This is a genomic window from Verrucomicrobiota bacterium (assembly GCA_016871535.1).
In the GTDB taxonomy this organism is placed as follows: Bacteria; Verrucomicrobiota; Verrucomicrobiia; order Limisphaerales; family SIBE01; genus VHCZ01.
On sequence record VHCZ01000072.1, the window covers coordinates 1 to 23,612 of the forward strand.

General features: G+C 59.7%; 21 protein-coding genes. 13 read left to right on the forward strand and 8 right to left on the reverse strand.

Annotation, left to right across the window (positions count from 1 at the left end; all coding sequences use genetic code 11):
• Positions 1-311 precede the first annotated feature (311 nt).
• Both FJ398_11685 and FJ398_11690 read left to right on the forward strand, forming a co-directional pair.
• Positions 312-2,573, forward strand: a complete 2,262-nt coding sequence (locus FJ398_11685) for a cyclic nucleotide-binding domain-containing protein (protein MBM3838602.1) — start codon at positions 312-314, stop codon at positions 2,571-2,573.
• A 266-nt stretch (positions 2,574-2,839) separates the two neighbouring features.
• Positions 2,840-3,856: a nucleoid-structuring protein H-NS gene (locus FJ398_11690; GenBank protein ID MBM3838603.1), complete on the forward strand. Its 1,017-nt coding sequence runs from the start codon at positions 2,840-2,842 to the stop codon at positions 3,854-3,856.
• Here the strand turns inward: FJ398_11690 and msrA are convergent.
• From msrA to FJ398_11705, 3 genes are all read right to left on the reverse strand, one after another.
• Complete coding sequence (gene msrA, locus FJ398_11695) at positions 3,840-4,424, reverse strand: peptide-methionine (S)-S-oxide reductase MsrA (protein MBM3838604.1); 585 nt, start codon at positions 4,422-4,424, stop codon at positions 3,840-3,842. The genes FJ398_11690 and msrA overlap by 17 nt on opposite strands.
• Positions 4,425-4,706: 282 nt before the next feature.
• Positions 4,707-6,140: an MFS transporter gene (locus FJ398_11700; GenBank protein MBM3838605.1), complete on the reverse strand. Its 1,434-nt coding sequence runs from the start codon at positions 6,138-6,140 to the stop codon at positions 4,707-4,709.
• A 34-nt stretch (positions 6,141-6,174) separates the two neighbouring features.
• Entirely contained in the window at positions 6,175-7,356 is a 1,182-nt protein-coding gene (locus FJ398_11705; protein MBM3838606.1) for a hypothetical protein, read from the reverse strand.
• Between the two features lie 462 nt (positions 7,357-7,818).
• Between FJ398_11705 and FJ398_11710 the strand changes: the two genes are divergently transcribed.
• The 4 genes from FJ398_11710 (at position 7,819) to FJ398_11725 (ending at position 11,860) form a co-directional block, all read left to right on the forward strand.
• Entirely contained in the window at positions 7,819-8,799 is a 981-nt protein-coding gene (locus FJ398_11710) for an ABC transporter permease (GenBank protein ID MBM3838607.1), read from the forward strand.
• A 133-nt stretch (positions 8,800-8,932) separates the two neighbouring features.
• On the forward strand, positions 8,933-9,178 hold the full coding sequence (locus FJ398_11715) for a hypothetical protein (GenBank protein ID MBM3838608.1): 246 nt from the start codon (positions 8,933-8,935) through the stop codon (positions 9,176-9,178).
• Between the two features lie 203 nt (positions 9,179-9,381).
• Complete coding sequence (locus FJ398_11720; GenBank protein ID MBM3838609.1) at positions 9,382-10,242, forward strand: sugar phosphate isomerase/epimerase; 861 nt, start codon at positions 9,382-9,384, stop codon at positions 10,240-10,242.
• 115 nt (positions 10,243-10,357) lie between these two features.
• On the forward strand, positions 10,358-11,860 hold the full coding sequence (locus FJ398_11725) for a hypothetical protein (GenBank protein ID MBM3838610.1): 1,503 nt from the start codon (positions 10,358-10,360) through the stop codon (positions 11,858-11,860).
• A 76-nt stretch (positions 11,861-11,936) separates the two neighbouring features.
• Here FJ398_11725 and FJ398_11730 read toward each other — a convergent pair whose 3' ends face one another.
• The gene (locus FJ398_11730; protein MBM3838611.1) at positions 11,937-13,304 is read right to left on the reverse strand and encodes an aspartate aminotransferase family protein; all 1,368 of its coding nucleotides are present in this window, start codon (positions 13,302-13,304) and stop codon (positions 11,937-11,939) included.
• Between the two features lie 67 nt (positions 13,305-13,371).
• Here FJ398_11730 and FJ398_11735 point away from each other — a divergent pair, with 67 nt between their 5' ends.
• Positions 13,372-14,523: an ROK family protein gene (locus FJ398_11735; protein ID MBM3838612.1), complete on the forward strand. Its 1,152-nt coding sequence runs from the start codon at positions 13,372-13,374 to the stop codon at positions 14,521-14,523.
• Positions 14,524-14,525: 2 nt separating this feature from the next.
• On the opposite strand, the gene FJ398_11740 is transcribed toward FJ398_11735, so the two are convergent.
• The 3 genes from FJ398_11740 to panB are packed head-to-tail and all read right to left on the reverse strand — an operon-like array spanning position 14,526 to position 16,237.
• On the reverse strand, positions 14,526-15,008 hold the full coding sequence (locus tag FJ398_11740; protein MBM3838613.1) for a MogA/MoaB family molybdenum cofactor biosynthesis protein: 483 nt from the start codon (positions 15,006-15,008) through the stop codon (positions 14,526-14,528).
• Between the two features lie 9 nt (positions 15,009-15,017).
• Positions 15,018-15,473 (reverse strand): cyclic pyranopterin monophosphate synthase MoaC, encoded by a 456-nt coding sequence (gene moaC, locus FJ398_11745; protein ID MBM3838614.1) that lies wholly within the window; start codon positions 15,471-15,473, stop codon positions 15,018-15,020.
• The gene (gene panB, locus FJ398_11750) at positions 15,470-16,237 is read right to left on the reverse strand and encodes a 3-methyl-2-oxobutanoate hydroxymethyltransferase (protein MBM3838615.1); all 768 of its coding nucleotides are present in this window, start codon (positions 16,235-16,237) and stop codon (positions 15,470-15,472) included. The genes moaC and panB overlap by 4 nt, the downstream gene beginning before the upstream one ends.
• 9 nt (positions 16,238-16,246) lie before the next feature.
• Here panB and FJ398_11755 point away from each other — a divergent pair, with 9 nt between their 5' ends.
• Positions 16,247-16,825: a cyclic nucleotide-binding domain-containing protein gene (locus FJ398_11755; GenBank protein ID MBM3838616.1), complete on the forward strand. Its 579-nt coding sequence runs from the start codon at positions 16,247-16,249 to the stop codon at positions 16,823-16,825.
• A gap of 59 nt (positions 16,826-16,884) precedes the next feature.
• Here the strand turns inward: FJ398_11755 and FJ398_11760 are convergent, their stop codons facing one another.
• Positions 16,885-18,009, reverse strand: coding sequence for a hypothetical protein (locus FJ398_11760; GenBank protein MBM3838617.1), 1,125 nt, complete (start codon positions 18,007-18,009; stop codon positions 16,885-16,887).
• Between the two features lie 226 nt (positions 18,010-18,235).
• Between FJ398_11760 and FJ398_11765 the strand changes: the two genes are divergently transcribed.
• The 5 genes from FJ398_11765 to FJ398_11785 all read left to right on the forward strand — a co-directional run bounded on the left by FJ398_11765 (position 18,236) and on the right by FJ398_11785 (position 23,309).
• A complete protein-coding gene (locus FJ398_11765; protein MBM3838618.1) occupies positions 18,236-19,195 on the forward strand; it encodes a 3-deoxy-8-phosphooctulonate synthase in 960 nt (319 codons plus the stop codon).
• Positions 19,196-19,289: 94 nt separating this feature from the next.
• Complete coding sequence (locus FJ398_11770; GenBank protein MBM3838619.1) at positions 19,290-21,167, forward strand: hypothetical protein; 1,878 nt, start codon at positions 19,290-19,292, stop codon at positions 21,165-21,167.
• Positions 21,168-21,178: 11 nt separating this feature from the next.
• Entirely contained in the window at positions 21,179-21,901 is a 723-nt protein-coding gene (gene lptB, locus FJ398_11775) for an LPS export ABC transporter ATP-binding protein (protein ID MBM3838620.1), read from the forward strand.
• A gap of 103 nt (positions 21,902-22,004) precedes the next feature.
• The gene (hprK, locus tag FJ398_11780; GenBank protein MBM3838621.1) at positions 22,005-22,952 is read left to right on the forward strand and encodes an HPr(Ser) kinase/phosphatase; all 948 of its coding nucleotides are present in this window, start codon (positions 22,005-22,007) and stop codon (positions 22,950-22,952) included.
• Between the two features lie 57 nt (positions 22,953-23,009).
• Positions 23,010-23,309, forward strand: coding sequence for an HPr family phosphocarrier protein (locus FJ398_11785; protein MBM3838622.1), 300 nt, complete (start codon positions 23,010-23,012; stop codon positions 23,307-23,309).
• The last annotated feature ends 303 nt before the right edge of the window (positions 23,310-23,612 follow it).

The following is a 23,612-nucleotide window of genomic DNA, read 5'->3' on the forward strand; positions in this document are numbered from 1 at the left end:
CATTGCGCCGAATCTCATCCTGAAGGGCCATGATCATGTTTTCTTTGTCCGAAATGGTGAGTGCTTTCATCGAGCGGATGATAACTCCGCTCAATCATATCGGCAATTACTTATGACGCTCTGTTTAACTGAGGCGTTACCTGGTCCGCTCCCTTGAGCGTTGCCTGCTGAAGCAGGTTTTGATATAGATCAAGTCGTCGTTTGAAATTTTCTGAACTTAATCAGCCGGCATGCACAGCATTTCAAATCCGTCAGTGTGTCCTCCATCGCGCGCCGGCTGCATCATTCACTTGAGTTGAAAGGAGACTCCGATGAGCACGCACAGCGCAAAACCGATCTCGCCTGCCAGGGGCGAAATGACTGGCGAAGTGTGGGGAGGACTGGCCGCCATGCTGGTCGCGCTTCCTTCCGCCATTGCGTTCGGCGTCGCAATCTATGGCAAACTCGGTCCGGACTACGTGGCGCAGGGCGCGGTCGCGGGCATGATTGGCGCCGTCGCTCTCGGACTGCTGGCGCCTGCGTTTGGAGGGGCGCCACGATTGATCACCGCGCCCTGCGCGCCGGCCGCGGCGGTGATGGGCGCGCTGGCGCTGGACCTCGCCAGCGGAAAGTCCGGCAGCAGTGGGCCGCTGTCGCCCGCTCAGGCGACGCTGTTCTTGACGCTGGTGGCGCTGATGTCCGGCGGGTTGCAATTCCTTTACGGTTCCATCGGAGGAGGAAGGCTCATCAAGTATATCCCGTTTCCGGTCGTCTCCGGCTATTTGAGCGGCGTCGGGTTGAAAATTTTTCTGGATCAAGTGCCGAAGCTTTTCGGGTTTTCAGTTTCGAAGGAGGCGGGGCTTTGGAAAGGCCTGGCCGTTGGGCTGAGTTCGCCCGAGCATTGGCAATGGCAAGCCATCGTGGTGGGGACAGTGACGATGCTGGGCATGATTCTGGGGCCGAAGATTACCAAAGCCGTGCCCGCGGCGATCATCGGGTTGTTCGGCGGGATTCTAACTTATCTAGGACTTGGCCTGATCGATCGGAGTCTGCTTGATCTGCACAACAAACTGCTCATCGGCCCGCTGGCCACGGGGGGCGGTGCGATGTGGAGCGGTTTGATGGAACGTTGGGCGGCCATCGGCGGAATTCATTTGGCGGACCTGCGCGCGCTCCTTATGCCGGCGTTGACTCTCTCGGTGTTGCTCTCGATTGATACGTTGAAGACGTGCGTGATCGTCGATGCCCTGACGCGCAGCCGCCACAATTCCAACCGCGAATTGATCGGCCAAGGCATCGGCAATCTGGCATCCGCCATGGCGGGGGGAGTTCCGGGCGCCGGGACGATGGGCGCCACGCTGGTCAACGTGAACAGCGGGGGCAAAACCAGGCTGTCCAGCATCCTGGAAGGCGTGTTCGTGCTGCTGGCTCTGCTGCTGCTAAGCAAGCTCATTGGCTGGGTACCGTTGGCGGCGCTGGCTGGAATCCTGATCGTGATTGCTTACCGGATGTTCGACAAAGGCAGTTTTTATCTTCTGAAACAACGGTCCACGGTCCTGGACTTTTGTGTCATCGCCGCCGTGGTTGTCGTCGCCGTGACGAAAGGATTGATTGAAGCGGCGGGCGTTGGCGTGGCGCTGGCGATTTTTCTGTTCATCCGGGAGCAAATTCGCGGCTCTGTGACGCGCCGCAAACTTTATGGGAATCAGATTTCCTCCAAGCAACACCGGCTGCCGTCGGAGAAGAAAGTGCTGGAGGAATACGGAACGCTGACCACGGTGTGCGAACTGCAAGGGAGCCTCTTCTTCGGCACCACCGATCAGTTGTTCAGCGAACTGGAACCCGACTTGAAGCTGAGCCGATACGTGATCCTGGACATGCGCCGGGTGCAATCGGTCGATTTTACCGCAGCGCACATGCTCGAACAAATCGAAGCCATGCTGACGGAACGCGGCGGGCATTTGATTTTTAGCAATCTCCCCGCGACCGTGCCCACCGGCCAGGACCTCCAGACCTATTTCAGCCAGGTGGGCCTGGTGAAGCCGACCCAAAACGTCAAGATTTTCGACTCGCTCGACGCCGCCCTGGAATGGGCCGAAGACCGCATTCTGGAGGAGCACCGCATGCTGCAGTCCGGCCAGGAACGCGCTCTGGAGTTGCCCGAAATCGAATTGCTCCACGAATTCGAGGAAGACCGCATCTTGAGCGATTTGAAGAGTATCGTGAAGGAACGTTCTTACAAAGCGGGCGAAACCATCTTCCGCCGGGGCGAGCCGAGCGACGAACTTTACCTGATCCGACGCGGCATCGTGCGCATCCTGCTCCCGCTCGGAAACGGAAAATTCCACAACCTGGCGAGCTTTGCGCGTGGGAACTTCTTTGGCGACATGGCGTTCCTCGAACGAAGCATTCGATCGGCGGACGCCCTGGCGACCACGGCGACGGATTTGTTTGTGATTTCCCGGAAGGATTTCGATGAGGCGTCCAAGGCGAATCCGCTGCTGGGCGTGAAGATATTTGCGCGGCTCGCCCGCACGCTGGCCATCCGGCTCCGGCACACGGATAACGAGTTGCGCGCGCTCCAGGAAACCTAAAGAGCATGTTTTGAGACCGATCTCGAGGTCAATGGCATCGCGTGCTCCCTCTCCCAGCGGGAGAGGGCTGGGGTGAGGGAGAGCGCCAGGCGAATTCAGCGCGTGCGGTATGTCCAACGCTTTCACCCTCACCCATTCCCTCTCCCTTAAGGGAGAGGGAATGAGCGTAGGATTTTTTGTTCGCCAATCGAGGGGGATTTGAATTACCACAGGCGGCGTTCCGTGTTGAACCTGACAGACAACGCACCGTCATCGAGAGGAAAACTGTGAGCGCGACCGAGAAAAAATCAAAAACACCGAAACCAAAGGAAAGCCCGGCCGGACGCTGGCTTTCTTACCGCCCCGAAATCAAAGTCCTGGATTGCACGATCCGCGACGGGGGGTTGATGAACGACCATCACTTCGACGATGCCACGGTCAAGGCCGTTTACACGGCGTGTGTCGAAGCCGGGATCGATTACATGGAGATTGGGTACAAGGCGTCGCGGAAGGGAATCAAAGTCGGCGAACACGGTCCTTGGAAATATTGTCTGGAAGAGGACGTCCGCCGCATCGTCGGCGATAACCAAACCGAATTGAAGCTGGCCGTCATGGCCGATGCGGAGCGGTGCGATTATCACGAGGACATTCCGCCCAAGAAAGAGAGCGTCATCGACCTGATCCGCGTGGCGACCTACATCAACCAGATTCCGACCGCGCTGGACATGGTCAAGGACGCGCACGACAAAGGCTATGAGACGACCGTCAACTTGATGGCGGCTTCCACGGTGCCGGACCGCGAATTAAACGAAGGGCTGGAGATGCTCGCCGGTTCAGAGGCCCAGGGCATTTACGTCGTGGACAGCTTTGGGGCGCTTTACAGCGAACAGGTGCAGTATCTGGTGAAGAAATACCAGCATTACTGCAAGGAGTCCGGCAAAGAAGTGGGCGTTCACATGCACAACAATTTGCAGCTCGCCTACGCGAACACGATCGAAGGAATCATTCTGGGAGCGAACTTGCTGGATGCGACGATGGCCGGACTGGGGCGCGGCGCCGGCAATTGTCCCATGGAACTGTTGATCGGTTTTCTCCACAACCCGAAGTACAATCTGCGACCCGTCCTCGAATGCGTCCAGTATGCCATTGAGCCGCTGCGCTCGAAATTGGGTTGGGGGTTTGATTTGCCGTACATGATGACCGGCCTGCTGAATCAGCACCCGCGCGCGGCCATGAACTTCAAGGCGGGCGAAGGCCAGGGCGACATCGGCGCGTTTTACGACGCGGTCATGGACGGGCAGTGAGCGGACTCCGCTTCTTGAGCTTCTGCAGCTTGGGGCTGATCACGACCGCGCAGTAAGGCTTGTTCGGGTTCTTCCGGAAATAGTCCTGGTGATACCCTTCGGCGGGATAGAATTTCGTCAAGGGCGCAATCTCGGTCACGACGGGGTCTTTGAATTTCTTGGCGGCGGCCGTTCTCGATTTCTCGGCGGCGCGCTTCTGCGCTTCGTCATGGTATAGGATGATAGATCGGTACTGAGTGCCGTGGTCGGCGCCCTGACGGTTAAGCGTGGTGGGATCGTGAATCTCCCAGAAGATGTCGAGGATCTGTTCGTAGGAAATCTTTGCCGGATCAAACTCAATCTGGACCACTTCGGCGTGGCCTGTCGTGCCTTCACACACCTGTTCATAGGTCGGATTAGCGGTCTTCCCGCCGGCGTATCCCGAAGTCACCGCTTTCACGCCCTCGAACATCTCGATGCACGCTTCGGTACACCAGAAACAACCGCCGCCCAGCGTGGCGAGCTGAGTTTGAGTGGCGGCGCTAGCGGATTTCGTGTCGGCTTCGGCTTGCATGGCGGGGGTCAGCATAAACAGACCCAACGCCAGGCAAAAGCCGAATTCCAAGTAGTGGCGACGGTTGAAGCGACCCGCCGGAAAGGTCTGAACGGCCATCTCGTCGAACGGTTTCATGGTCTGGCCAGTCTTCCAACTCCACCGCGGTTTGGCAAGAGCTGGGTATCGGGCCTCTGCGGGCAGATCGCGCCCCACTCGTTGACTTCTTTCCGGCCCAGAGCTTATTGGTAGAGGAATCCATCCATCCGCTAATCGAGCAATCCATTGAGATGGATCCCACCGACTCGGCGTGCGGCATCACTCGGTTGCTCTCCCGGTTGCTGGCCGGTCCCAAAACAACCAAAGGAAGACAAATGCGATCAACGGCAGCCAACCCGCCAGCGCCAGGCCGGCGTCGAACGATCCCGTCTGATCGACCAGCCGCCCGAAGAATCGCTGTGCAGGCGAGGACGTCGCCCAGGCGACGGTGCCGAGCAGTCCGGTGACCTTGCCTTGATGCCGGGTACTCAGTTCCTGGGTGAAGGAATAGTAGCAGGGAAACAAACCCAGCGCGCCCGCGCCCACCACCAGTAACGTGGCGAGCAGGAGCCATCCTTTGGGCAGGTAAACGATCAGCGTCGTCAGCGCGGTCAACACCGCGCAGCAGCCGTACACCAGCGATCTCGAGCCGTGCACACTCCAGGCGCGCTTGACCAGCCAGAGCGAGACGGCCCCCGCGCCCAGGCAACCGATGTCCGTCGCCATATAGTAAAGCGAGTTGAAGTAAAGCGCCTCGGACTCCAGGTAGCCGCGTCCCTCCTGCAGGAATTTCGGGAGCCAGGCGCGGATGACCTGCCAGCACGTGTTGATGCACGCGACCATCACCACGAGCGCAAAGAAGCGGCGCTGGAACACGAGAAAGCTCAAGCCGACCGCGGCAACCACTGCGAGGGGATGGCCAATCATCATCACAATGACCCAGGCGGCAATCAGCAGCACCACAAAGGTCAGCAGCACCGGCATGGAGAATCGAGGATTGAAAACCACCCGCCAGAAACTGCCCTCTCCCTCCGGAGGCGGCGCGGAGTCTTGCTCTCCATCCGTTGAGGCGTCGGTTGATCGTGTCGGCGCGAAATCCGATTCCCGCAGCAGGATGAACCAGGCGACGAGCCAGAGCACGCCGAGACTTCCGATGACCAGGAACGGTTTTCGCCACAGCCCAAAATCCATTCGGCCCGCCAGCATCCAGTTCATCACCAGCGGCGTTAAGATCGCTCCCACGGAGGCGCCGCTTTGCAGCACGCTGTTTCCCATGGTGCGCTGTCCGCGCGAAAGAAGCCGTTGCGTGGTCTTGATCGCGCACGGCCAATGGCCGGACTCGAAGAATCCGAGCAAGGTCCGGCACACGAGCAATCCGGAGTAGCTTTCCACCAGTCCCGTCAGGAAGCCCATGACGGACCAAGCCATCAGGACCGCCGGATAGAGCCAGCGCACGCTCCAGACGTCCGCGATGAATCCGAAAGTGAATGCTCCGGCGGCAAACGCGTAGCCGAAACACATCTCCAGGATGCCGTATTGCTCCTGGCTGAGATTGAATTCCCGTGTGATGCGCGTCGCCACGCTCGGCAGCGTCTGCCGATCCATGTACATGAGCATGGACGCGCACAACAGCAGGCCGCAGACGGTCCATTTCCAGATCGAGGAGCGCTCCCTGGCAGAATCATTCACGGCGTTCTGGAAATGTCCTCCCATGATGCCCCTTGGGATTGGCGAAGGCGCTCCACGTTCATTTCTGGAACGCACTTTTGATATCCTGCACGCCCACGCCCAACACGGCGCGCGCGACGCTGTCCAACTGCGTCTCGGCTCCTTGCAAGTGCAAGGTCTGGTGAATGTGCGTCGCCGATTCGCCTGGCTTCAGTGCCAGCGCGGGCGAAGAACTCTCCAGTTCATAGAATTGGCCCAATGGCTTCGCGCCGGGTTGCGGTGGACCGTCGTTGTAACTGTTCACGGCGTCGCCTCCGAACGGATTCTTTTGCCGCTCCCACATCGAATTCACGTAGTCCGTCACGCCTTTCGGCAAGGTGAATTGCACCAACGTCAGCGCGCGATTGGCGGCGTCGAAGCTGCCCAGGACCGGTTTGGCGCGCTGAGGGGAAATTCCAATCTTGCTGCGATGGCTCGCGTCGGCTCGGAAAAATATGGCGCCCTCTTTCACCATCAGCCGATCCGCGGGGACTTTGCCGAAGTAAGTGTCGTTCACCACCGGCCCAAGCCGCGATTCGGGGCCCGTCACGAAGGGAATGACGACGGAGCTTTCGGGTGAGGCATTCAACATGCCGAGCACCCAGATCGAGAGGAGTCCGGTCTCCTTGCGCCAGGGCCGCGCCCCGGTGTTCTTGACCGAGTTCACAGACTCGAACCCGACCGCCTTGACGTCGGATGGCAAGCTCGCTCCAAGTTTCTTGAGCGCCTCGGAGACATTCACCAGGCGCACTTCTCGATTCACTTCCAGGTCGAATGGCGTGCCCGAATAATTGGTCAGCCGCATTTGCCGCCGGCAGACGATGCGGTCCGTGTTCTTGCTGACGACGGCGAAAGGTTCGGTATCCAGGGCGGCTGGCGTGAACCAGTGTTCCAAATCAAACGGAACGTCCTTGCCGAAGAAGATGGAGAATTGTCCACCTTCCGGTCCCATCCAGAAACGGTCTTCGCCGCCAAACACATTGATGTGCGGCTGGCGCTTGCCCGAGGCGATGAGTTCGCGATTCACCCAGCCGAAGCTGGTTCCGTTCGCGCCGTCGGCGGTGCTGGTCATCACGCGAGCCTGGTAGGCTGGCACCACTGCGACTTGAGCCTGGCCGGTTGAATCCATCAACACGGCCACGTCTGTATGCCGGCGGAGAAACTCCAGATCATCTCCGAAAGTGGCGGAAGAGGCGGTCCAGGCATTTGAAGTGGCGTGCAGGATCAACAGCGAAGCGAGGAATGGGTTTCGTGTCACATGCACGAGACTGCTTCAATCCAAACCAACAAACAAGCCGTATCCCCTCAGTTACTGTGCAGAGCGTGGGATTGACGACAGATCGACCGGAGAACCGTAGCGCAGATTTTCAATCTGCTGTATCGCCGATTTCCAATCGGCAGGGCGCCGGCGAGTCCCAGCGGGCTCGGACTGGGAGACGCCCCGCAGAATACAATTCTGCGATACGGCAGAGTGCAACTCTGCGCTACGAGCTTTGTCGTCCATCCCGCGGACCAAGCAGTAACGACGGTGGGGCGACGTCCCTGCGGAGCCTTTCTGCGATGGCAGGGGCTCGGCGGGAGTCTCGCCCCACCCTCAACTGAAGGGGTACAACAAGCCGGCAGTTATTTTGAAGCCGCTTTGGACTTTTGATTTGATTCTCAGGGGCTAAACTGCGCGAGGAAAATGGGCACGCGAGATTCGAGAGCGAAATTCAAGCATGTGTTGAATGTGCTGGGGCCTTTCCTGGGTTTGCTGTTCGTCATCGGCTTGTTCTGCTTGAGCGAGGAAGTGCGGCCTTACTTTATGACCGGTGCCAATTTCAAAATCATCCTCGTCCAAACCGTCATCGTGGCCATTGGCGCGCTGGGCATGACGATGATCATCGTGAGCGGCGGCATTGACCTCAGCGTCGGGTCCGTCGTGGCTTTGACAAGTGTGGTCGGCGCGACTTTGCTGGTGAAGGGTTACTCCCCCGGCGCGGCCATGGCGTTGACGATTCTAGTGGGCGGCGGCATCGGCTTGCTGAACGGGCTGGCCATCGCCGGGCTACGCATGCTCCCGTTCATCGTGACGCTGGGCATGATGGGGGTCGGACGCGGCACCGCCAAATGGCTGGCGGGAAATCAAACGGTGAACGCGCCCGAATCGCCCGTGAACAACCTCATGGCCCTGGTGGATCCGCTGAGTCTTTTTCCATTGCCGCCAGGGGTTTGGATCGCGGTCGCGCTGGCCTTCGCGATGGCTGTGGTGATGCGCCAGACTGTTTTTGGCCGCTACGTGTTCGCCATTGGCTCCAACGAAAGCACGGCGCGGTTGTGCGGGATTCGCGTGCAGTTTTACAAAGTCCTGATTTATGCGCTGGCGGGTCTGTTCTTCGGGCTGGCCGGGTTGATGCAGCTTTCGCGGCTGACGCAAGGCGATCCAACAGTGGCCATCGGCCTCGAACTCGACATCATTGCTGCGGTCGTGATCGGAGGCGCAAGCCTCAACGGCGGCGCCGGCAGCATCCTCGGCTCGATGATCGGCGCGCTGATCATGGCGGTGCTGCGCAATGGCTCGAACCAGATGGGATGGCAGACCTACATGCAGGAAATCATCATCGGGATCGTCATCATCCTGGCGGTGGGCTTGGATCGACTGAGGCAGAGTCGGGCTGCGAACTGATTACCTTCATCTCAGACCACCAAGCCACACAAACCAATCAAAAACGCCGTGACGAGCAGGCCCGTGGCGGCTGCTCACGATTCATGTCGATGAGGAGTCGCGCTGAAGAGGCTCGCTGCTTGGCGAGATCTGGGTGGCGACCGATCCGATGAACGCCGTGCGTATGGTGAATGTTCTGGAGGACCGCAAGACCTGGTTGATGTGGCGAAGCTCGAAGCCCACGCCCGCCGCACCAAAATACGAATCCGGACGAGACAAAGACGCCGAGAATGAAAACAGCGAAAACGCCGTTTGCTCTGGTGCTTCCTGTAAATCAATTAAGATCTTGAGACGCTCGCTCTTGATTTCCGAGGTTCAGGAGCCTAAAAAGCCATCATGAATTCCCAAAGCTCCCATCCCGAAATTGCACGTCGAAATCAGGAATCCATCGACACCGCCGGCGCCGCGTCGCGAGGCGTTCTCACTCGGAGAGACGCGCTCAAAACCGCGTTCGTGGCCGCCGGTACGGCAGCTTTGGCCGCTCCCATCCCTGCTGCCGCGGCCGACGCGGATCCCCGCCGCCAATCGCCCCGACGCTTTGACATGAAGAAATCGATCAACCAGTGGGCGTTCCCGTATCCGCAAAAGATGTCGTTGGAGGAATGCCTGAAGCTGGCCAAGCGCGCCGGCTTCGACGGCATCGAACTCAATTACGATCTGGACAATGATCTTTCGCCCAAAGCGGGGACAAAGGAGTTTCAGGCGATTCGGAAGATGGCGGACAAGATCGGCATCGCGATCAGCGGCCTTTGTTCGTTCCTTTTCTGGCCATACCCGCTCACGAGCAACGATCCGGAAAAACGGACGCGCGGCCTGGATCTCGCGGGCAAGATGGCGCAGGCGGCCCACGATCTCGGCGTGAGGAATCTGCTGGTCGTGCCCGGCGCCGTCCATATTCCCTGGCGCACCGATCACGAGCCGGTTCCGAACGACGTGTGCGATCGCCGCGCGCGCGAAGCGGTCGGGAAACTGGTCCCGCAGGCAGAGAAGCTCGGCGTCTATCTGAACATCGAGAATATCTTCTTCAACGGTTACCTCATGACGCCGATGGAAATGAACGCGTTCGTGGACAGCTTCCAGAGCGCGCACGTGCGGGTTCACTTCGATACCGGGAACATCTCCATGTTCCAGCACGCGGAGCATTGGATTCCCATTCTGGGCAAGCGGATTCAGAACATTCACTTCAAGGAATTCACCAAGAAGGGGACCGATTATTCGCTGGAAACGTTCCGGCCGCTCCTGGACGGCACGACGAATTGGCCCGCGGTCATGGAGGCGCTCGATCAGATTGGATATCGCGGCTACGTCACGTTCGAGTATTTCCATCCGTATCCGCACTATCCGGAGGCGCTGATTTACCAGACGTCCGATTCGCTGGATCGGATGCTGGGGCGGCTGGCGTGAGCATCAAACCATTGGAACGTCGCGTGCTTAGTCATCGAGATTGAAGAATGAAAAGCGTGTGGAACGCGGCGGCTCAACGCAGGCCGGGGATTATCCCCCAACTCTGGTGAGAACTATGCGCACTGTTTTCAGTCGCTGCATCGAGGATTTCGAGCGTCTCCTTCCGCCTTCCCATGGACCTGGTAGGGCTGCGTTGCCGCGCAGCCGGTCTTCTGTCGATGCGGCGGCGCGGCACCACCGCCCTACCAGCGATGGGTTCATGGGCGGTGCGCACGGCTTGCGGGCCGTGGAAGCTTCCCACGAACCTGATTCAACCACGGATTACACGGATCACACGGATAAGATCGCCTCTCGATCCGCGAAATCCGCGAAATCCGTGGTCAAGAAATCGGTTCAGGGGTTTAATGTGCGAAGCCTTTCGGGGAATTCTCTCCCGAAGGCAGCCAAGGGAGAAGGCCGGCGTGAGGGGGAAGGCGGTCTCCAAAAACGCAAGAACTTGGCCACTGGAAACGGCGGACAACCGCTCATCCTGCGGCTGGCCTTGATCACCTGGGTTTTCTGCGGGCTTTCGGCACGCGGAGTGATCTTTTACTCCACCGCGGACCCTCTCTACAACTCCACGGCACCGACCGGCGATCTAGCCGACAGCGGCTGGGATCTGCAAGGCTCATGGTCCGCTTTCCTGGGCACCCCGATCAGCCCGCAGCATTTCATCACGGCCAAGCACCTCGGCGGATCACCCGGCCTCAAATTCGCCATCGAGGGCGTCGAATACACGACGACAGCGGTTTTCGATGATCCGGGCAGCGACCTGCGGATTTGGAAAGTGCGGGGCCGATTCGCCAGCTTCGCTCAACTCTATCCCCGGACCGACGAGGTCGGCAAGGACATGGTCGTGTTTGGCCGCGGAACCCAACGCGGCGCCGAAGTCACGGTCACCGGTTTGCCCGGCAGCACGCTAGGAGGCTGGCTTTGGGGAGCGGCGGACGGACGGAAGCGATGGGGCCAAAATCGAGTCGCCGGAGTTGTCACCCGAAGCGGCGGACCAGCCACGGGTGCTGGGACGGCTATTGGCGAATCAGGAGAATTGTTGAGAATTTCATTCGACGCCGACGGCGGGCCGAACGAAGCGCACCTTTCCGCGGGCGATTCCGGCGGCGGACTCTTCATCCAGGACGGCGGAATCTGGAAGCTGGCCGGGATCAACTTTCTCGTGGACGGTCTTTACAACACCAGCGATACCGGGCCGGGTTTTCAGGCGGCGATCTTTGACGAAGGCGGGCTTTACAAAGGCCAGGATGGGAATTGGACACGAATTCCAGACTCGACCGTCAATCTCCCCGGAGCTTTCTACGCGACGCGAATTTCGATCCGGCTGAACTGGATTGACACGATTCTCTCGCAAACAGCGTCGGACGACGGACCCATCCTGGAATCGGCGCCTGCGGTGATGGGCCCTTTTGAGGATGAGATCAACGCGGATGTGGATACGGCCACCGGAGTCGTGACTTTGCCAGCGCCCGCCAGTGTCCGATTCTACCGATTGAACAGCGCGACGGAGCTTCGGATCATCGGCCTCTCCCTCCGGAACGGGAACCTGGTGTTTCAGTATCAGTGATCAGTTGTCAGTTGTTAGTTGTCAGTGGTCAGTGGTCAGTTGCCAGTGATCAGAGGCAGTGGTTACGCATTACGTTTTACGCCGCCGCCGCGCTCAGTATCTCCCAAATTCGATCCACCCAATCGCGGTGTTCCGGTTTCATGAGGACGGACCGCAGGCAAGTGAGTGTGTCGCGGTCGCGCTTCATTCCGGCGCCCGTGAGATCGAAAAAATCGAAGGGCAATTCCGCCAATGCCAGATGCAGATTCCGCCGAGCGGCTTCGGCGAAGATCAATCGCGCGCGCTGGGAAGCGATGCTCGCGCTTTCCCCGCGCGTGGCCCACACGACGATGTCCAGTTCGGGCGCGCAGCCGGCGAGAAACCGTTCGTCCGTCCTGAGCCTGGCGTGCAGAGCCAGCGCAGCTTCTCGTCCAGCCATGAGGCCTTGCGCAAACTCGCCGCCCTTGACGAGGGGCAAAAGTTTTTGTGTTGCCCACAACGCGACCGCGGCGGCGCCCGGGCGCGAACATTCCAGGCTGATTTCGCCGAGGTGAAGTTCCGCCGAACTGAAGTAAGTGTACGGCGAATCATGCTTGTAGAATCGGCCCACGCCCGGATCACGGAACAGCACGCAACCGCAGCCGCAGGGCTGAAGGCCGTGTTTGTGCGGATCGATCACCAGGGAATCGACTTCGCCCAGGCGCTCGTAAGCGCGCTGCGTTTCCGTCGCCAAGTTATCCGCAAGACAGAAATAACCTCCGTAGGCGGCGTCGGCGTGAAGATGAAATCCATGGCTCGCCCGCAAATCGAGCAATTCGGCCAATGGATCCACGGAGCCCGTCGCGGTCGTCCCGATCGTGGCCACGACCGTCCCGATGTCCCCCTGGTTCAGCCGTGCTTTGAGCCTTCCGACATCGATGCGACCGCAGCGATCACAGGGAATCGCCTCGAAATCCAGTCCAAGAACCCCGGCGATGCGTTGGTGCGTATAGTGGGCCTGTTGCGAAGCGAGCACCTTCTCGCCGGGACGCAACTGGCCGGCCACCCACAACGCTTCCAGATTGGCCATCGTGCCGCCGCTGCACAAATGGCCGAGGTGCGTTTTCCATCCGACCATGCCGGCGATCTCGCCCACCGCTTCCTTCTCCATGGCTGAGCTGGCGCGCCCGCCGTCGAGCGCGTGATTGTTCGGGTTAATCCACAGCGCCAGCGCGTAGGCGAGCCGCGCGACGGAGTGGGGCGGCTTGAGCATTTGTCCGGCGTAAAGAGGATGGAAGTAAGGGAAATTGTCCTGCAACCGGTCGGCGGCCTTGTGGAGCACTCGCTCGATGCCGTTCAGTTGGGACGCCGTCAGGTTTGTGGCGTGCGGGGGCAAAGAAGCAAACTCGCTTTCGAGCCGTTCCAGCAAAGCTCGCAGCAGCGGCAACGAATCTTTTTCCAAGGCGAAAGAGCCAGGGCTTTTCATCGCGTGTGTTTGACGTGGCACGGAATTGTTGCCGCATAGAAGCTCGCAACGAAAGTCCAACCTTCCCATGATTCCCATTAACCTGGTAGGGCGAGTCTGTCCCCAGCGAGCCGAGTCGGACGTGGTTCAGGCACGTCGAGCGGCTCGCCGGGACGGACTCGCCCTACCGGTAACTGGTGGAATTTCTGGCTCTCAATTGGCAGAGTGCAGGCCGATGCGTTCGTCAAATGACCTCACCACCGCCGCGCCGGCTTTCCATGCCATCGGCGTGGATGTGGGCGGCACAAAGATCGCCGCCGGTCTGGTCACATTTCCGGAAGGTTCGCTTCGTGCCCGCCGAATCATTCCTTCGAATCCGAAACGAGGCGGCGCGGCGGTGCTTGCTGAGGTCGAGCGCATCGTTCAGGAGATGAAGGCTGAAGGACGCGCCTTGAAGTTGGAACCGCACGGCCTTGGCCTTGGCATGTGTGAGTTGGTCGGTTTGGCGGGCAAGGTGGCCAGCGCAAATTGCATCGACTGGCGAGGCGTGCCGCTTCAAGAGAGACTGGCATCCCTGGCGCCCGCGGTGGTTGAGGCCGACGTGCGCGCGGCGGCGCTGGGCGAAGCGTTGTTCGGCGCCGGCAAACCATACGAGACGTTCCTGTACCTGACCGTCGGGACCGGGATCAGTTCGTGCCTGGTCATTGAGGGCCGGCCATTCAAAGGGGCGCGCGGCGCGACGGGCACCATTGCCAGCAGTCCCTTGAACAGTATCTGCCAAAAGTGCGGCCAGGTGGACGGACGTTCGCTGGAGGCGATCGCCTCCGGTCCCGGGCTCGTTGCGTGTTACAACGAGCGAAGTTCACCCAAAGCAGCCTCGGCAGAAGATGTGATCGCCGCTGCCAGAATGGGCAAACAGGAAGCTGTGGCGGCCGTCCGCTTGGCTGGCGAGGCCTTGGGAAGAACTGTCGCCTGGCTCGTCAATGCGCTCGATCCGGAGGCAGTGATCGTCGGCGGTGGCCTTGGTTTGAGCGGCGGAATCTATTGGGAGGGTTTGGAAACCTCAACCCGAAGGCAAATCTGGTCCGACCTCCATCGCCAACTGCCCATCGTGCCGGCTGGGCTAGGCCAAGATGCGGGATGGGTGGGCGCGGCCGCGACGGCTTGGTTGAGATTGGCCGGAGACAAAGATCGCAGTAGCCGAAGGCGCGTGCGTTCCCCATCTGGACTCAGAAGATAGGCTCAGCAACTGGTCGGCACTTCTTGCAGGACCTCGATACAATGCGGGATGGCGCCGACGACAAAACCCAGGCACTCGACCGCACCGCTGGGTTTGCCCGGCAGACAAATCACCAGCGCTTTGTCCACGACCACGGCCAGATTTCGAGACAGGATGGCGTTCGTGGTGATCTTCATGGATTCCATCCGCATGACTTCGCCAAAGCCGGGCAGTTCACGAACGGCAATCTCTCGGACGGCTTCCGGCGTGACGTCGCGCAGCGCCACGCCCGTTCCTCCGGTCGTCAGCACGAGGTGGCAGCCCTTGGCGACATGCTCGCGAACGGCGCGTTGAATGTCGCGTTTCTCGTCCGGGACCAACGACTCGCCGGCGATCTTCCAACCGTAGCTTTCTGCCGCCTTCCGCAGCGCGGGTCCGCCGAGGTCATCGTATTCTCCACGCGAAGCGCGGTCGGAGACGGTGATAATTCCAACGTGAATCTGCATGGGCTGTTGTTAGGTTCGTTTGGTTTTTGAGAGCAGGCGGATATTCGTGATCCGCATTTTCTTATCCACGGCTTTGCACATATCGTAAATAGTCAGAGCGGCGACGGTGACGGCGGTCAAGGCTTCCATTTCTACACCCGTTTGCGCGGCAATCTTCGCCGAGGCTTGAATCGCAATCCGGTCGCGGGTTGTGGGAATTTCAAAACGGACCTCACAATGGCTGATGGGCAGCGGGTGGCAAAGGGGAATCAGTTCTCCCGTTCGTTTAGCCGCCATGATTCCAGCCAGGCGCGCCGTGGCCAGCACGTTGCCCTTGGCCAGCACGTTCTTCCGGATCAGATCGACGGTGGATTTCTGCAGCCGAATTTCGCCGGCGGCCACGGCCTCACGCCGCTGGATAGGCTTGGCGGAGACATCGACCATCCGCGCTTCTCCGCGTCGATCAAGATGAGTGAGATTGTTCATGGCTTTTGGATCCATTCCCGCCAATCGCGAATCGCCGCGCGCATTTGCTCCGCAGCGTTCAGGCGGGGTTTGATGAACTTCGGCGTGAACCAGGGAAAAGTTCCCACCAAATCGTTCGTGACCAGGATTTGCCCGTCGCATTCAGGCCCCGAACCAATCCCGATCGTCGGGATCGGAATCGCGGCGCTGATTTCCTTTGCGACGGCCAGCGTGACAATCTCAAGCACGAGCGCAAACGCCCCTGCGTCCGCGAGAGCCCGCGCGTCGGCCAGCAACGTCTCGCGCTGGGAGGGTGTCCGTCCCTTGATCCGGTAGCCGCCTTCTTCGCGCACGTGTTGCGGGAGCATGCCCAGATGGCCGAAATACGGAATCCCGGCCGCGACGATCGCCCGAACTTGATCCAGGATTTCGCGGCCACCTTCCGCTTTGACGGCCTCCGCGCCTGCCGCCATCAGGCGCCGCGCGTTCGCGACAGCGCTCTCGCTCGTCTCATAGCTTCGATACGGCAAGTCGGCGGCCAGGAGCGCGCGGGGTTGGGCGCGAGCGGCCGCGCGAACGTGGTGTTCCATTTCCTCCATCGTAACCTGTGTGGTGTCGGGATACCCTAAAACGAGCATGCCCACAGTGTCGCCCACATGAATGAGATCGACGCCCGCTTCGTCCAGCAGCTTCGTCATCGGGCAATCGTAAGCGGTAAGCGCGGCGATCTTCCGTTGGCCCTTCATCGCGCGGATCGAATCCGCTTTGACTTTCGTCAAACTCATGCCGGGAGCATGGCACAAAAGAAAAATGGTTGGCAATCTTCCCGGCGCTCGTGTAGAAGGAATTCATGGTTTACGTATGGTGGGAAGCCACCCCTGAATCCCAGGCGGAACCTGAACACGATTTCAATTGTGGACCAAAACCTGTTACTCGAAATCTTTAAGGGCTCGGAACTGCTCGTTTCCTTCAAGCCCGGCCAGAACATTTTCCGGGAAGGCGAGGAAGGCGACACCATGTATGTGTTGGTCGAAGGCGTGGTGGAAGTGATCGTCGGATTCAAAGTCGTCGGCGCCTTCGAGCCGGTCGAGATTTTCGGCGAAATGTCCGTCATCGACGCCGGCCCGCGCAGCGCGACGGTGCGAGCCAAAGGCTACTGCAAGCTCGCGCCCGTCAACCAGAAACGCTTCCTTTTTCTCATCCAGCAGAAGCCGCAACTCGCGCTCCACATCATGAAAATCCTCGTGGAACGAATCCGGTGGATGAACTCCGTCGCGGCCGGCAAAGGCGCGCCTTCGGAAGAAGCCCAGGCCAATGCGTTGCCGGACGGCGGAACCCCCGCGCCCGCTCCCCAGGGCGCCGCCGCGGCGTAGAGTTAGGGCGTGTTTGTCGTTTGCGGTAGCAGCCGAGGTGACGAGGCTGATCGCTCGTTTCAGTGCGGCGCATGGCCTTCTCGCTGCGCCTGCGAATTCCTGAAAGCCGAAACATCCATCAACCTCGGCTCCCAACTTTGGTCGATCTTCGCTCGTGCGAGAATGTAGCCAGCCGTCCCGGCTTCCTGGGCGTGGCGAATTTGAGTCTGCTCCTGTTGCGGAGTAACGTCCCATCCTTGCAGCACGGCGATGAGGCGGCTTTGAGGGATCGCTCGTCCTTCGCGTTGAGGCAGAATCTCGGTGAATGATCTGAGCGCGTATTTCTGCCAGGCCGCCTCCGGCCCGCTGCGAGACAGCGTCGGGTGGAAATCCCTGAAGGGGAGCAACACTCCGATTTGTTCGGCCACTACAGCGACAGGCATGAGTTGCGCGTTGTATTCGCGCCAGCAACGGCCTGTGAAACACGTGACGCCGTCGCAGGCCGCGCCTTTCGGGAAATCGTGCTCGGCGCACTCAGTGGTCCAGACGGGAACGACCTTTGCGCCAGGCATCAACTTCCCAACCTCCTGAACGAACTTCGCGGCCGCGTCATTCGGCAACCGCGTGGCCGTTCGGATCGGTCCGTAATCCGTCGTCCAGCGGCAGAAGTGGTTGCCGCAACCGCAGGCAGTAGGCGCGCCCTGGAGATCGTTCAGGAAGATTCCTTTGGCCGCCGGCATTTGCGTCAACAATTTAGCGGTGCGCTGGCGATGAGTCTCGAACGTTTCCGCATAGAGCACCGGCACCCAGGGATACGTCTTCGCAACCTGATTGGTGGCGAGCTTGGGAAAGCTTGGGAAGTGCCGGCGCCATTCCGGATGCGTCTGGATGCTCGCCATCCATTCGGGATGGGCATCCGCGAGAGCCGGGTTGCGAGCAATCTCAATCCAATAAAAAAGGTCGAACTTCGCCTCCTGAATGCGCCGGGCGGCGCCGCGCTTCTGCGTGAGGGAAGTTTTCTCGTCCAGGTAAAGGACGACTGTGTCGAAGTTCTGAGTGGAGAGCTTCTTCAACTCCTTTGAAGTAACCTGCCTGGCGGTGAGCAACACCCCGCGCATTCGCGGGGCGGCAGGGTTTGCCGCCTCGGCGGCGAACACAGGGGCGGCTTCGCCCAGAGCAATGCCGAGTGTGACGCCAGCAATCATCCTGGCCAGGCGTGGATTCCGCATTCGATGCACGGAAGCACGGTAACGAGTCGCGGTTGGCTCGACAATCAGGAAGAAATACGCTCTAAGCTAAGGGTCTGTGCAAAAATAACTTCCACTTTTGGCGGGAGCGATGCGGGTTGGATGGGGAGCGCACGCGCCCTCGCGTGCTGGAGTCGCGCCCTCGCCGACTCCGGTCTTCCGTCTGAAAAGGATGTTTGACAGGATGGTTTCTTCGACCATCCGACCGGCGGGGGCGCCGGTCGGAACACGCGGGGGCGCGTGTGCTCCCCGGTTCCAACGGCCTCTGGACTTTGGACGTTTTACTTTCCCAAGAGAGACTGTTATTACGTCCTTCGTGCCGGATGAGAAAAACACAAAGCTCTGGAATGCGCTGACGAAGCGCCGTCGCCTTATTTTGATCGCGGGCCCGTGCGTCATCGAGAACGAGCAGCTTTGCCTGGAAATCGCGGCTTTTCTCCGGAAAACGTCCCGGCGTCTCGGATTCAATTACGTTTTCAAGGCCAGCTACGACAAGGCCAATCGATCCTCCGCCCAATCGTTTCGCGGGCCGGGACTTGAGGACGGCCTGAGAATCCTGGGCAAGATCAGGGCCATGCTCGGCGTGCCGGTACTGACTGACGTGCACACGGAAGAACAAGCCGCACGCGCCGCGGAGGTCGTCGATATTCTGCAAATCCCGGCGTTCCTTTGCCGCCAGACCGACCTCATCCGCGCCGCCGTGCGCACCGGGAAAATCGTGAACATCAAGAAAGGCCAGTTCCTCGCGCCGCACGATATGAAGCAGGTCGTCAAGAAAGCGAGCGCCGCCGGTGGGGAGAGGCTTCTCCTGACCGAACGGGGAACCACGTTCGGGTACAACAATCTGGTCGCGGACATGCGATCGATTCCGATCCTGCGGCAGTTGGGCTTCCCGGTGATTTTCGACGCGACGCACTCGGTGCAATTGCCGGGCGGGGCAGGGGACCGGTCCAGCGGCCAGCGCGAGTTCGCGCCAATCCTGGCGCGCTGCGCCATCGCCGCCGGGGCGGACGGCGTGTTTATCGAAACTCACCCGATGCCGGACCGCGCGCTGAGCGACGGACCCAACATGATCTCGCTGGCGGAAATGCCCAGGCTTCTCACGACGCTGCTGAAGATCCGGGCGGCCGCGGGCGTGAGCTGAGTTCTAGGTAATCAGTAATCAGTAGCCAGTATTCAGTATTCAGTGATCAGTCTGGAGATCGGTGAATTGCGTGCAGGACTGCAAAACTCAAAACATGGCCTCCCTACAGTTTCGGACAATTTGCCCTTCAGGCCTGGCGCCGCAACTGGCCGTCTTTTTGGCGGCGTGCTCCCTGGTTGTCTTTCAAACTTCCGCGCAGGTTACAACCGGCGCGTCTGGGCGCGGCTTCAAAGGGTCGGAGACCGACGCCCAGGGGCGAAAGATCAATATCCGGGGAGAAGCGTGGCAGGGACTGAGCGGCAGGCGCATGGCGTTTACGGGCATGCGCATCGAAATCTGGCGTGGCACCAACTCTTCGATCATTGTCGAGGCGGCCGACGGCGTTTGCGATCCCCAAGGGGATGTGGCCTTTTCCACCAACACGCTGACGCTTCGCGCGAGCGATGGACGGTTTTCCATAGCGGGCGTCGGCTTCCGCTACGAATGGGCAGAATCCAGGCTCGTCGTCTCCAACGCTGTGAAAACAGTGATCCGACGAACCGCCTCTCGCTCAACCGGCGTCCCGCCGTCTGCGATCGCCGCGAATGCTTTGACCGAGGTGGCGCGAGCCGATGTCGCACGGCGAGGCGAAGGCCTGCCGGCCAATTCGGAAGTCATCGAGATTCTCTCCGATCAGCTTGATTCCGTTTCCGATGTGACCCTTTTCAGCGGCCGCGTCCGGGCCAAAGACGACCAGGGCAATCTGAGTTGCGGAGAACTGAAAGCCTTTTTCGAAGCGGGTGGCAACGATGTTTGGAAGATTGAAGCGGATCAAAACGTCATCTTTGAAAGCGGCGACCGGAGGATGATGGCGGATCATGCTGTGTATCTCCTGAGCGAGGATTTCGTCACACTGACCGGCACGCCTGCGTGGAAACTGGGCGAGACCGAGGGCGCCAGCGAGATTCTTCGGCTCAATAACAAGACCCGAGAATTCGCGGCCGAGCAGAACGTGCGCGTGAAACTCCCGCCGCGCAACATGCTTCCTCTGGATTGGCTGGGCGAAGCTTCGCGGACCAATGCGCCCGACTCGACGAATCGCTGGATCACGATCTTTTCCGAGCGGCTCAATTACAATCCCACTCACGCCGTGTTCCAGGGCGGCGTCAGAATCGTCGAGCCGCAAGGCGCGGAAATCCGTTCCCGCGTCATGACGAATTTCTTTTCCGGGCCAGACGGCAAGCTGAGCGGGATTATCCTGCAAACCAACGTGGAATTCAGACAAGGCGAGACTTTTCTGCGGAGCGACCAAGCCACGTATTGGACGAACGCGGATTTCGTGGTGCTGAGTGGCGCGCCCATGTGGAAGACTCGGCAAGGAGAGGGGCGGGGCGAGGAGGTTTTCATTAACCCCAAAGCCAAACAGATTCACGCCGAGCGAAATGTTTCCATGAGACTGGTCGGGGCGGGGTTGGAGACGCTCGATCTTGCCTTCCAGAAAAGCCGGACGAATTCTCTTGCGCGAACGAACCAGGAATTCATCGTCACCGCAGGCGAGGTTTATTACCGGGCCGGCTCAGCGATTTTTCTGCGCGGCGTGCGAGTTACTTCGCCCGATCAGCCGGACGACGAGTTGAAGTGCGAGGTCCTGGCGGCTTTCTTCGCGGGAGCGGAGAACAAGCTGGACGAATTGGTGGCCGAAGAGAACGTCCGGATCCGCCAAGGCGAACTGCGCGCCGCTGGCGACAAGGCCGTGTACTGGGTGGCGAAAGGACTTTTGGATGTCACGGGCTGGCCTGTCCTCACTGCGCCGGGACGAAAATACGTCGGCGATCGGTTTGTGCTCAATCGGGCCGACAATTCGTTCCGGATTCTGGGGAACTACAAAATCGAGCTCGAACGGAGCGCGTTCAAGGACGCAGCCCGATCAAGCGCGAATGCGGTTCAGCAAGAACTGATCAAACCATCGCCAATCAAGCCGCCTTCAGAGTGACGCGCCTCCTTATGCCTCTTTTGACCACCGAGCAACTTGTCAAAGCATACCATCAACGCCGCGTGGTCGATGGCGTCTCGATCCAGGTCTCGGAGGGCGAGATCGTCGGGTTGCTCGGCCCCAACGGCGCAGGAAAGACCACGACGTTCAACATCGTCGTAGGCCTGGTCAAACCGGACGAGGGCGCGGTGCGGTTCCAGGATGCGGCGATCACGCGCCTGCCGATGCACCAGCGCGCCCGGCTGGGGATCGGCTACTTGACGCAGGAGCCTTCGGTCTTTCGCAAACTCACGGTCGAACAGAATATCCTCGCCATCCTCGAAACCTGCCGCGCCGATGGACAGGAACGCAAAGTGCGCTTGAAGTATTTGTTGGATGAGCTGGATTTGGCGCCACTGGCTAAGAACGTGGCTTACACCCTGAGCGGCGGCGAGAAGCGGCGACTCGAAATCACGCGCGCCTTGGTCACCAGCCCCAAACTGCTGTTGCTGGATGAACCCTTCAGTGGAATCGATCCGATCGCGGTCTATGAGGTGCAGAAAATCGTCCGGCGATTGAAGGAGCGCGGCCTGGGCATTCTGATCACGGATCATAACGTGCGCGAGACGCTGAAGCTGGTGGACCGCGCCTACTTGATTCATCGCGGCGAGGTCTTGTGCGAAGGGACGGCGGAGTTCTTGGTCAATGATCCGAAAGCGCGGGAGATTTATCTGGGGCCGGAGTTCAATCTGTGAGACGTAAAACGTAAAACGTGACACCTGACACCTGATACGTGACACGTGATACCCGGATCGCATTACGTTTTACGCATTACGTTTTACGTTTTAGACTTCCCCCATGCAGCGCGAACTCGTCACGGTCGAGAAATTCTACACGGAAAACGCCAGCTCCTTGCAGTTGAAACTCATTGCCGGCGCCACGGGCTTGAAGCGGTTCATCCGCGAGCCGACCGTCAATCGGCCCGGCCTGGCGCTGGCCGGGTTCACCAAGTATTTCGCCAGCAAACGCGTGCAGGTTCTCGGCAACGCCGAAGCGCATTTCCTTCGTTCCTTGCCGCGCCGGGAGCGGGAGGCGCGTTACGCCGCCCTGCTTAATTTCAAGATTCCCTGCCTGGTGTTCTGCCGGGACTTCAGACCAGACCGGCTTTGCTTGAAAGCGGCCGAGAAAGCCGACGTCCCGATCTTCAACAGTCCGTTGATCACCATGAAATTCATCAACCTGGCCACGCTGGCCATGGATTTGATGTTCGCGCCGCGCGTCACGGAGATGGGCAGCATGGTCGATATCCTGGGCGTCGGCGTGATCATCCGGGGCGAAAGCGGCATTGGCAAAAGCGAATGCGTGCTGGCGTTGATCGAGCGGGGTTACAGTCTGGTTTCCGATGACGTGACGCGGGTCACGCTCGTGGACGGGCGTGACGTCATGGGCACGAGTCCGGAGCTGACTCGCAACCACATCGAGATTCGCGGCATCGGCATCGTGAACGTCGCCGCCATGTTTGGCGTGCGGAGCGTCCGGCGAGAGAAGCGCGTCGATTTGGTCGTGACGTTGAAAGCATGGGACGAAGTCGAAAACGTGGACCGTCTGGGCCTGGAAGACGATTACGTGAAAATCCTGGGCGTCGAGATCCCGCAAATCACGATTCCGGTCAGGCCCGGACGCGACCTGGCGCGGCTGATCGAGGTGGCAGCGTTTCAAACCAAGCTCAAGACTTCCGGCTATAACCCGGCCAAGGAGCTGAACGAGCGCTTGATCGCCAAAATGACGCAATCTTCCGGATTATAAGAGTTCTAAGAATTCGCTGGCCAACCAGGGCTTTTTTCCCATTATCTCGCGCGTCGAATGAGTAGCGCACGCAAAGCCAGCAACCATCCCGCCCTCTCCAAAGAGATGATGGTGGTGAATAAACTCGGGGTGCATGCCCGCCCCGCCGCGATGTTCGTCAAGATCGCCAACCGATTCGAATGTGAAATCCTGGTGGAGAAGGACGGTGAAACCGTCAACGGCAAGAGCATCATGGGCATCATGATGTTAGCCGCCGGTCCCGGCAGCCGATTGCAGGTGCACGCCAAAGGCCATGACGCAGCTCAGGCCCTGGTCGAGCTGGAGGCTTTGCTCAAGAGGAAGTTTGACGAAGATTGATCCCACACGCCGATTGCCGGTGTTGTGTTTTTTGCAAATCTCCCGGCGAAAGCTGTCCTGACCACATTTAACTGATTTAACGCATTTAACTCATTTAACCCTTGTAACGTTTTAACCCTGCAAGAGGGTGTTAGGTAATTCGTTGTAAATAACGATTGGTCAGTTTGTTAAGATCGAAAAAATGGAGTTGTTCGAATGAGATGGACGCAAGCAGTTTTGCAGGGTAGGCCTTTGCGACATGGATTCCCAACTTCCCGCGACTGGTACGGCCGAGTTATTGGCCGAGTTATCTGGACACATTCC

Coding starts and splice junctions, on each gene's coding strand:
- FJ398_11720 (MBM3838609.1), top strand. CDS start 9,382: ATGAAGAAATCGATCAACCAGTGGGCGTTCCCGTATCCGCAAAAGATG.
- FJ398_11685 (MBM3838602.1), top strand. CDS start 312: ATGAGCACGCACAGCGCAAAACCGATCTCGCCTGCCAGGGGCGAAATG.
- FJ398_11735 (MBM3838612.1), top strand. CDS start 13,372: ATGATTCCCATTAACCTGGTAGGGCGAGTCTGTCCCCAGCGAGCCGAG.
- FJ398_11710 (MBM3838607.1), top strand. CDS start 7,819: ATGGGCACGCGAGATTCGAGAGCGAAATTCAAGCATGTGTTGAATGTG.
- FJ398_11700 (MBM3838605.1), bottom strand. CDS start 6,140: ATGGGAGGACATTTCCAGAACGCCGTGAATGATTCTGCCAGGGAGCGC.
- msrA (MBM3838604.1), bottom strand. CDS start 4,424: ATGCTGACCCCCGCCATGCAAGCCGAAGCCGACACGAAATCCGCTAGC.
- FJ398_11740 (MBM3838613.1), bottom strand. CDS start 15,008: ATGCAGATTCACGTTGGAATTATCACCGTCTCCGACCGCGCTTCGCGT.
- FJ398_11765 (MBM3838618.1), top strand. CDS start 18,236: ATGGTTTCTTCGACCATCCGACCGGCGGGGGCGCCGGTCGGAACACGC.
- moaC (MBM3838614.1), bottom strand. CDS start 15,473: ATGAACAATCTCACTCATCTTGATCGACGCGGAGAAGCGCGGATGGTC.
- hprK (MBM3838621.1), top strand. CDS start 22,005: ATGCAGCGCGAACTCGTCACGGTCGAGAAATTCTACACGGAAAACGCC.
- lptB (MBM3838620.1), top strand. CDS start 21,179: ATGCCTCTTTTGACCACCGAGCAACTTGTCAAAGCATACCATCAACGC.
- FJ398_11760 (MBM3838617.1), bottom strand. CDS start 18,009: ATGATTGCTGGCGTCACACTCGGCATTGCTCTGGGCGAAGCCGCCCCT.
- FJ398_11770 (MBM3838619.1), top strand. CDS start 19,290: ATGGCCTCCCTACAGTTTCGGACAATTTGCCCTTCAGGCCTGGCGCCG.
- panB (MBM3838615.1), bottom strand. CDS start 16,237: ATGAGTTTGACGAAAGTCAAAGCGGATTCGATCCGCGCGATGAAGGGC.
- FJ398_11785 (MBM3838622.1), top strand. CDS start 23,010: ATGAGTAGCGCACGCAAAGCCAGCAACCATCCCGCCCTCTCCAAAGAG.
- FJ398_11730 (MBM3838611.1), bottom strand. CDS start 13,304: ATGAAAAGCCCTGGCTCTTTCGCCTTGGAAAAAGATTCGTTGCCGCTG.
- FJ398_11725 (MBM3838610.1), top strand. CDS start 10,358: ATGCGCACTGTTTTCAGTCGCTGCATCGAGGATTTCGAGCGTCTCCTT.
- FJ398_11755 (MBM3838616.1), top strand. CDS start 16,247: ATGGCACAAAAGAAAAATGGTTGGCAATCTTCCCGGCGCTCGTGTAGA.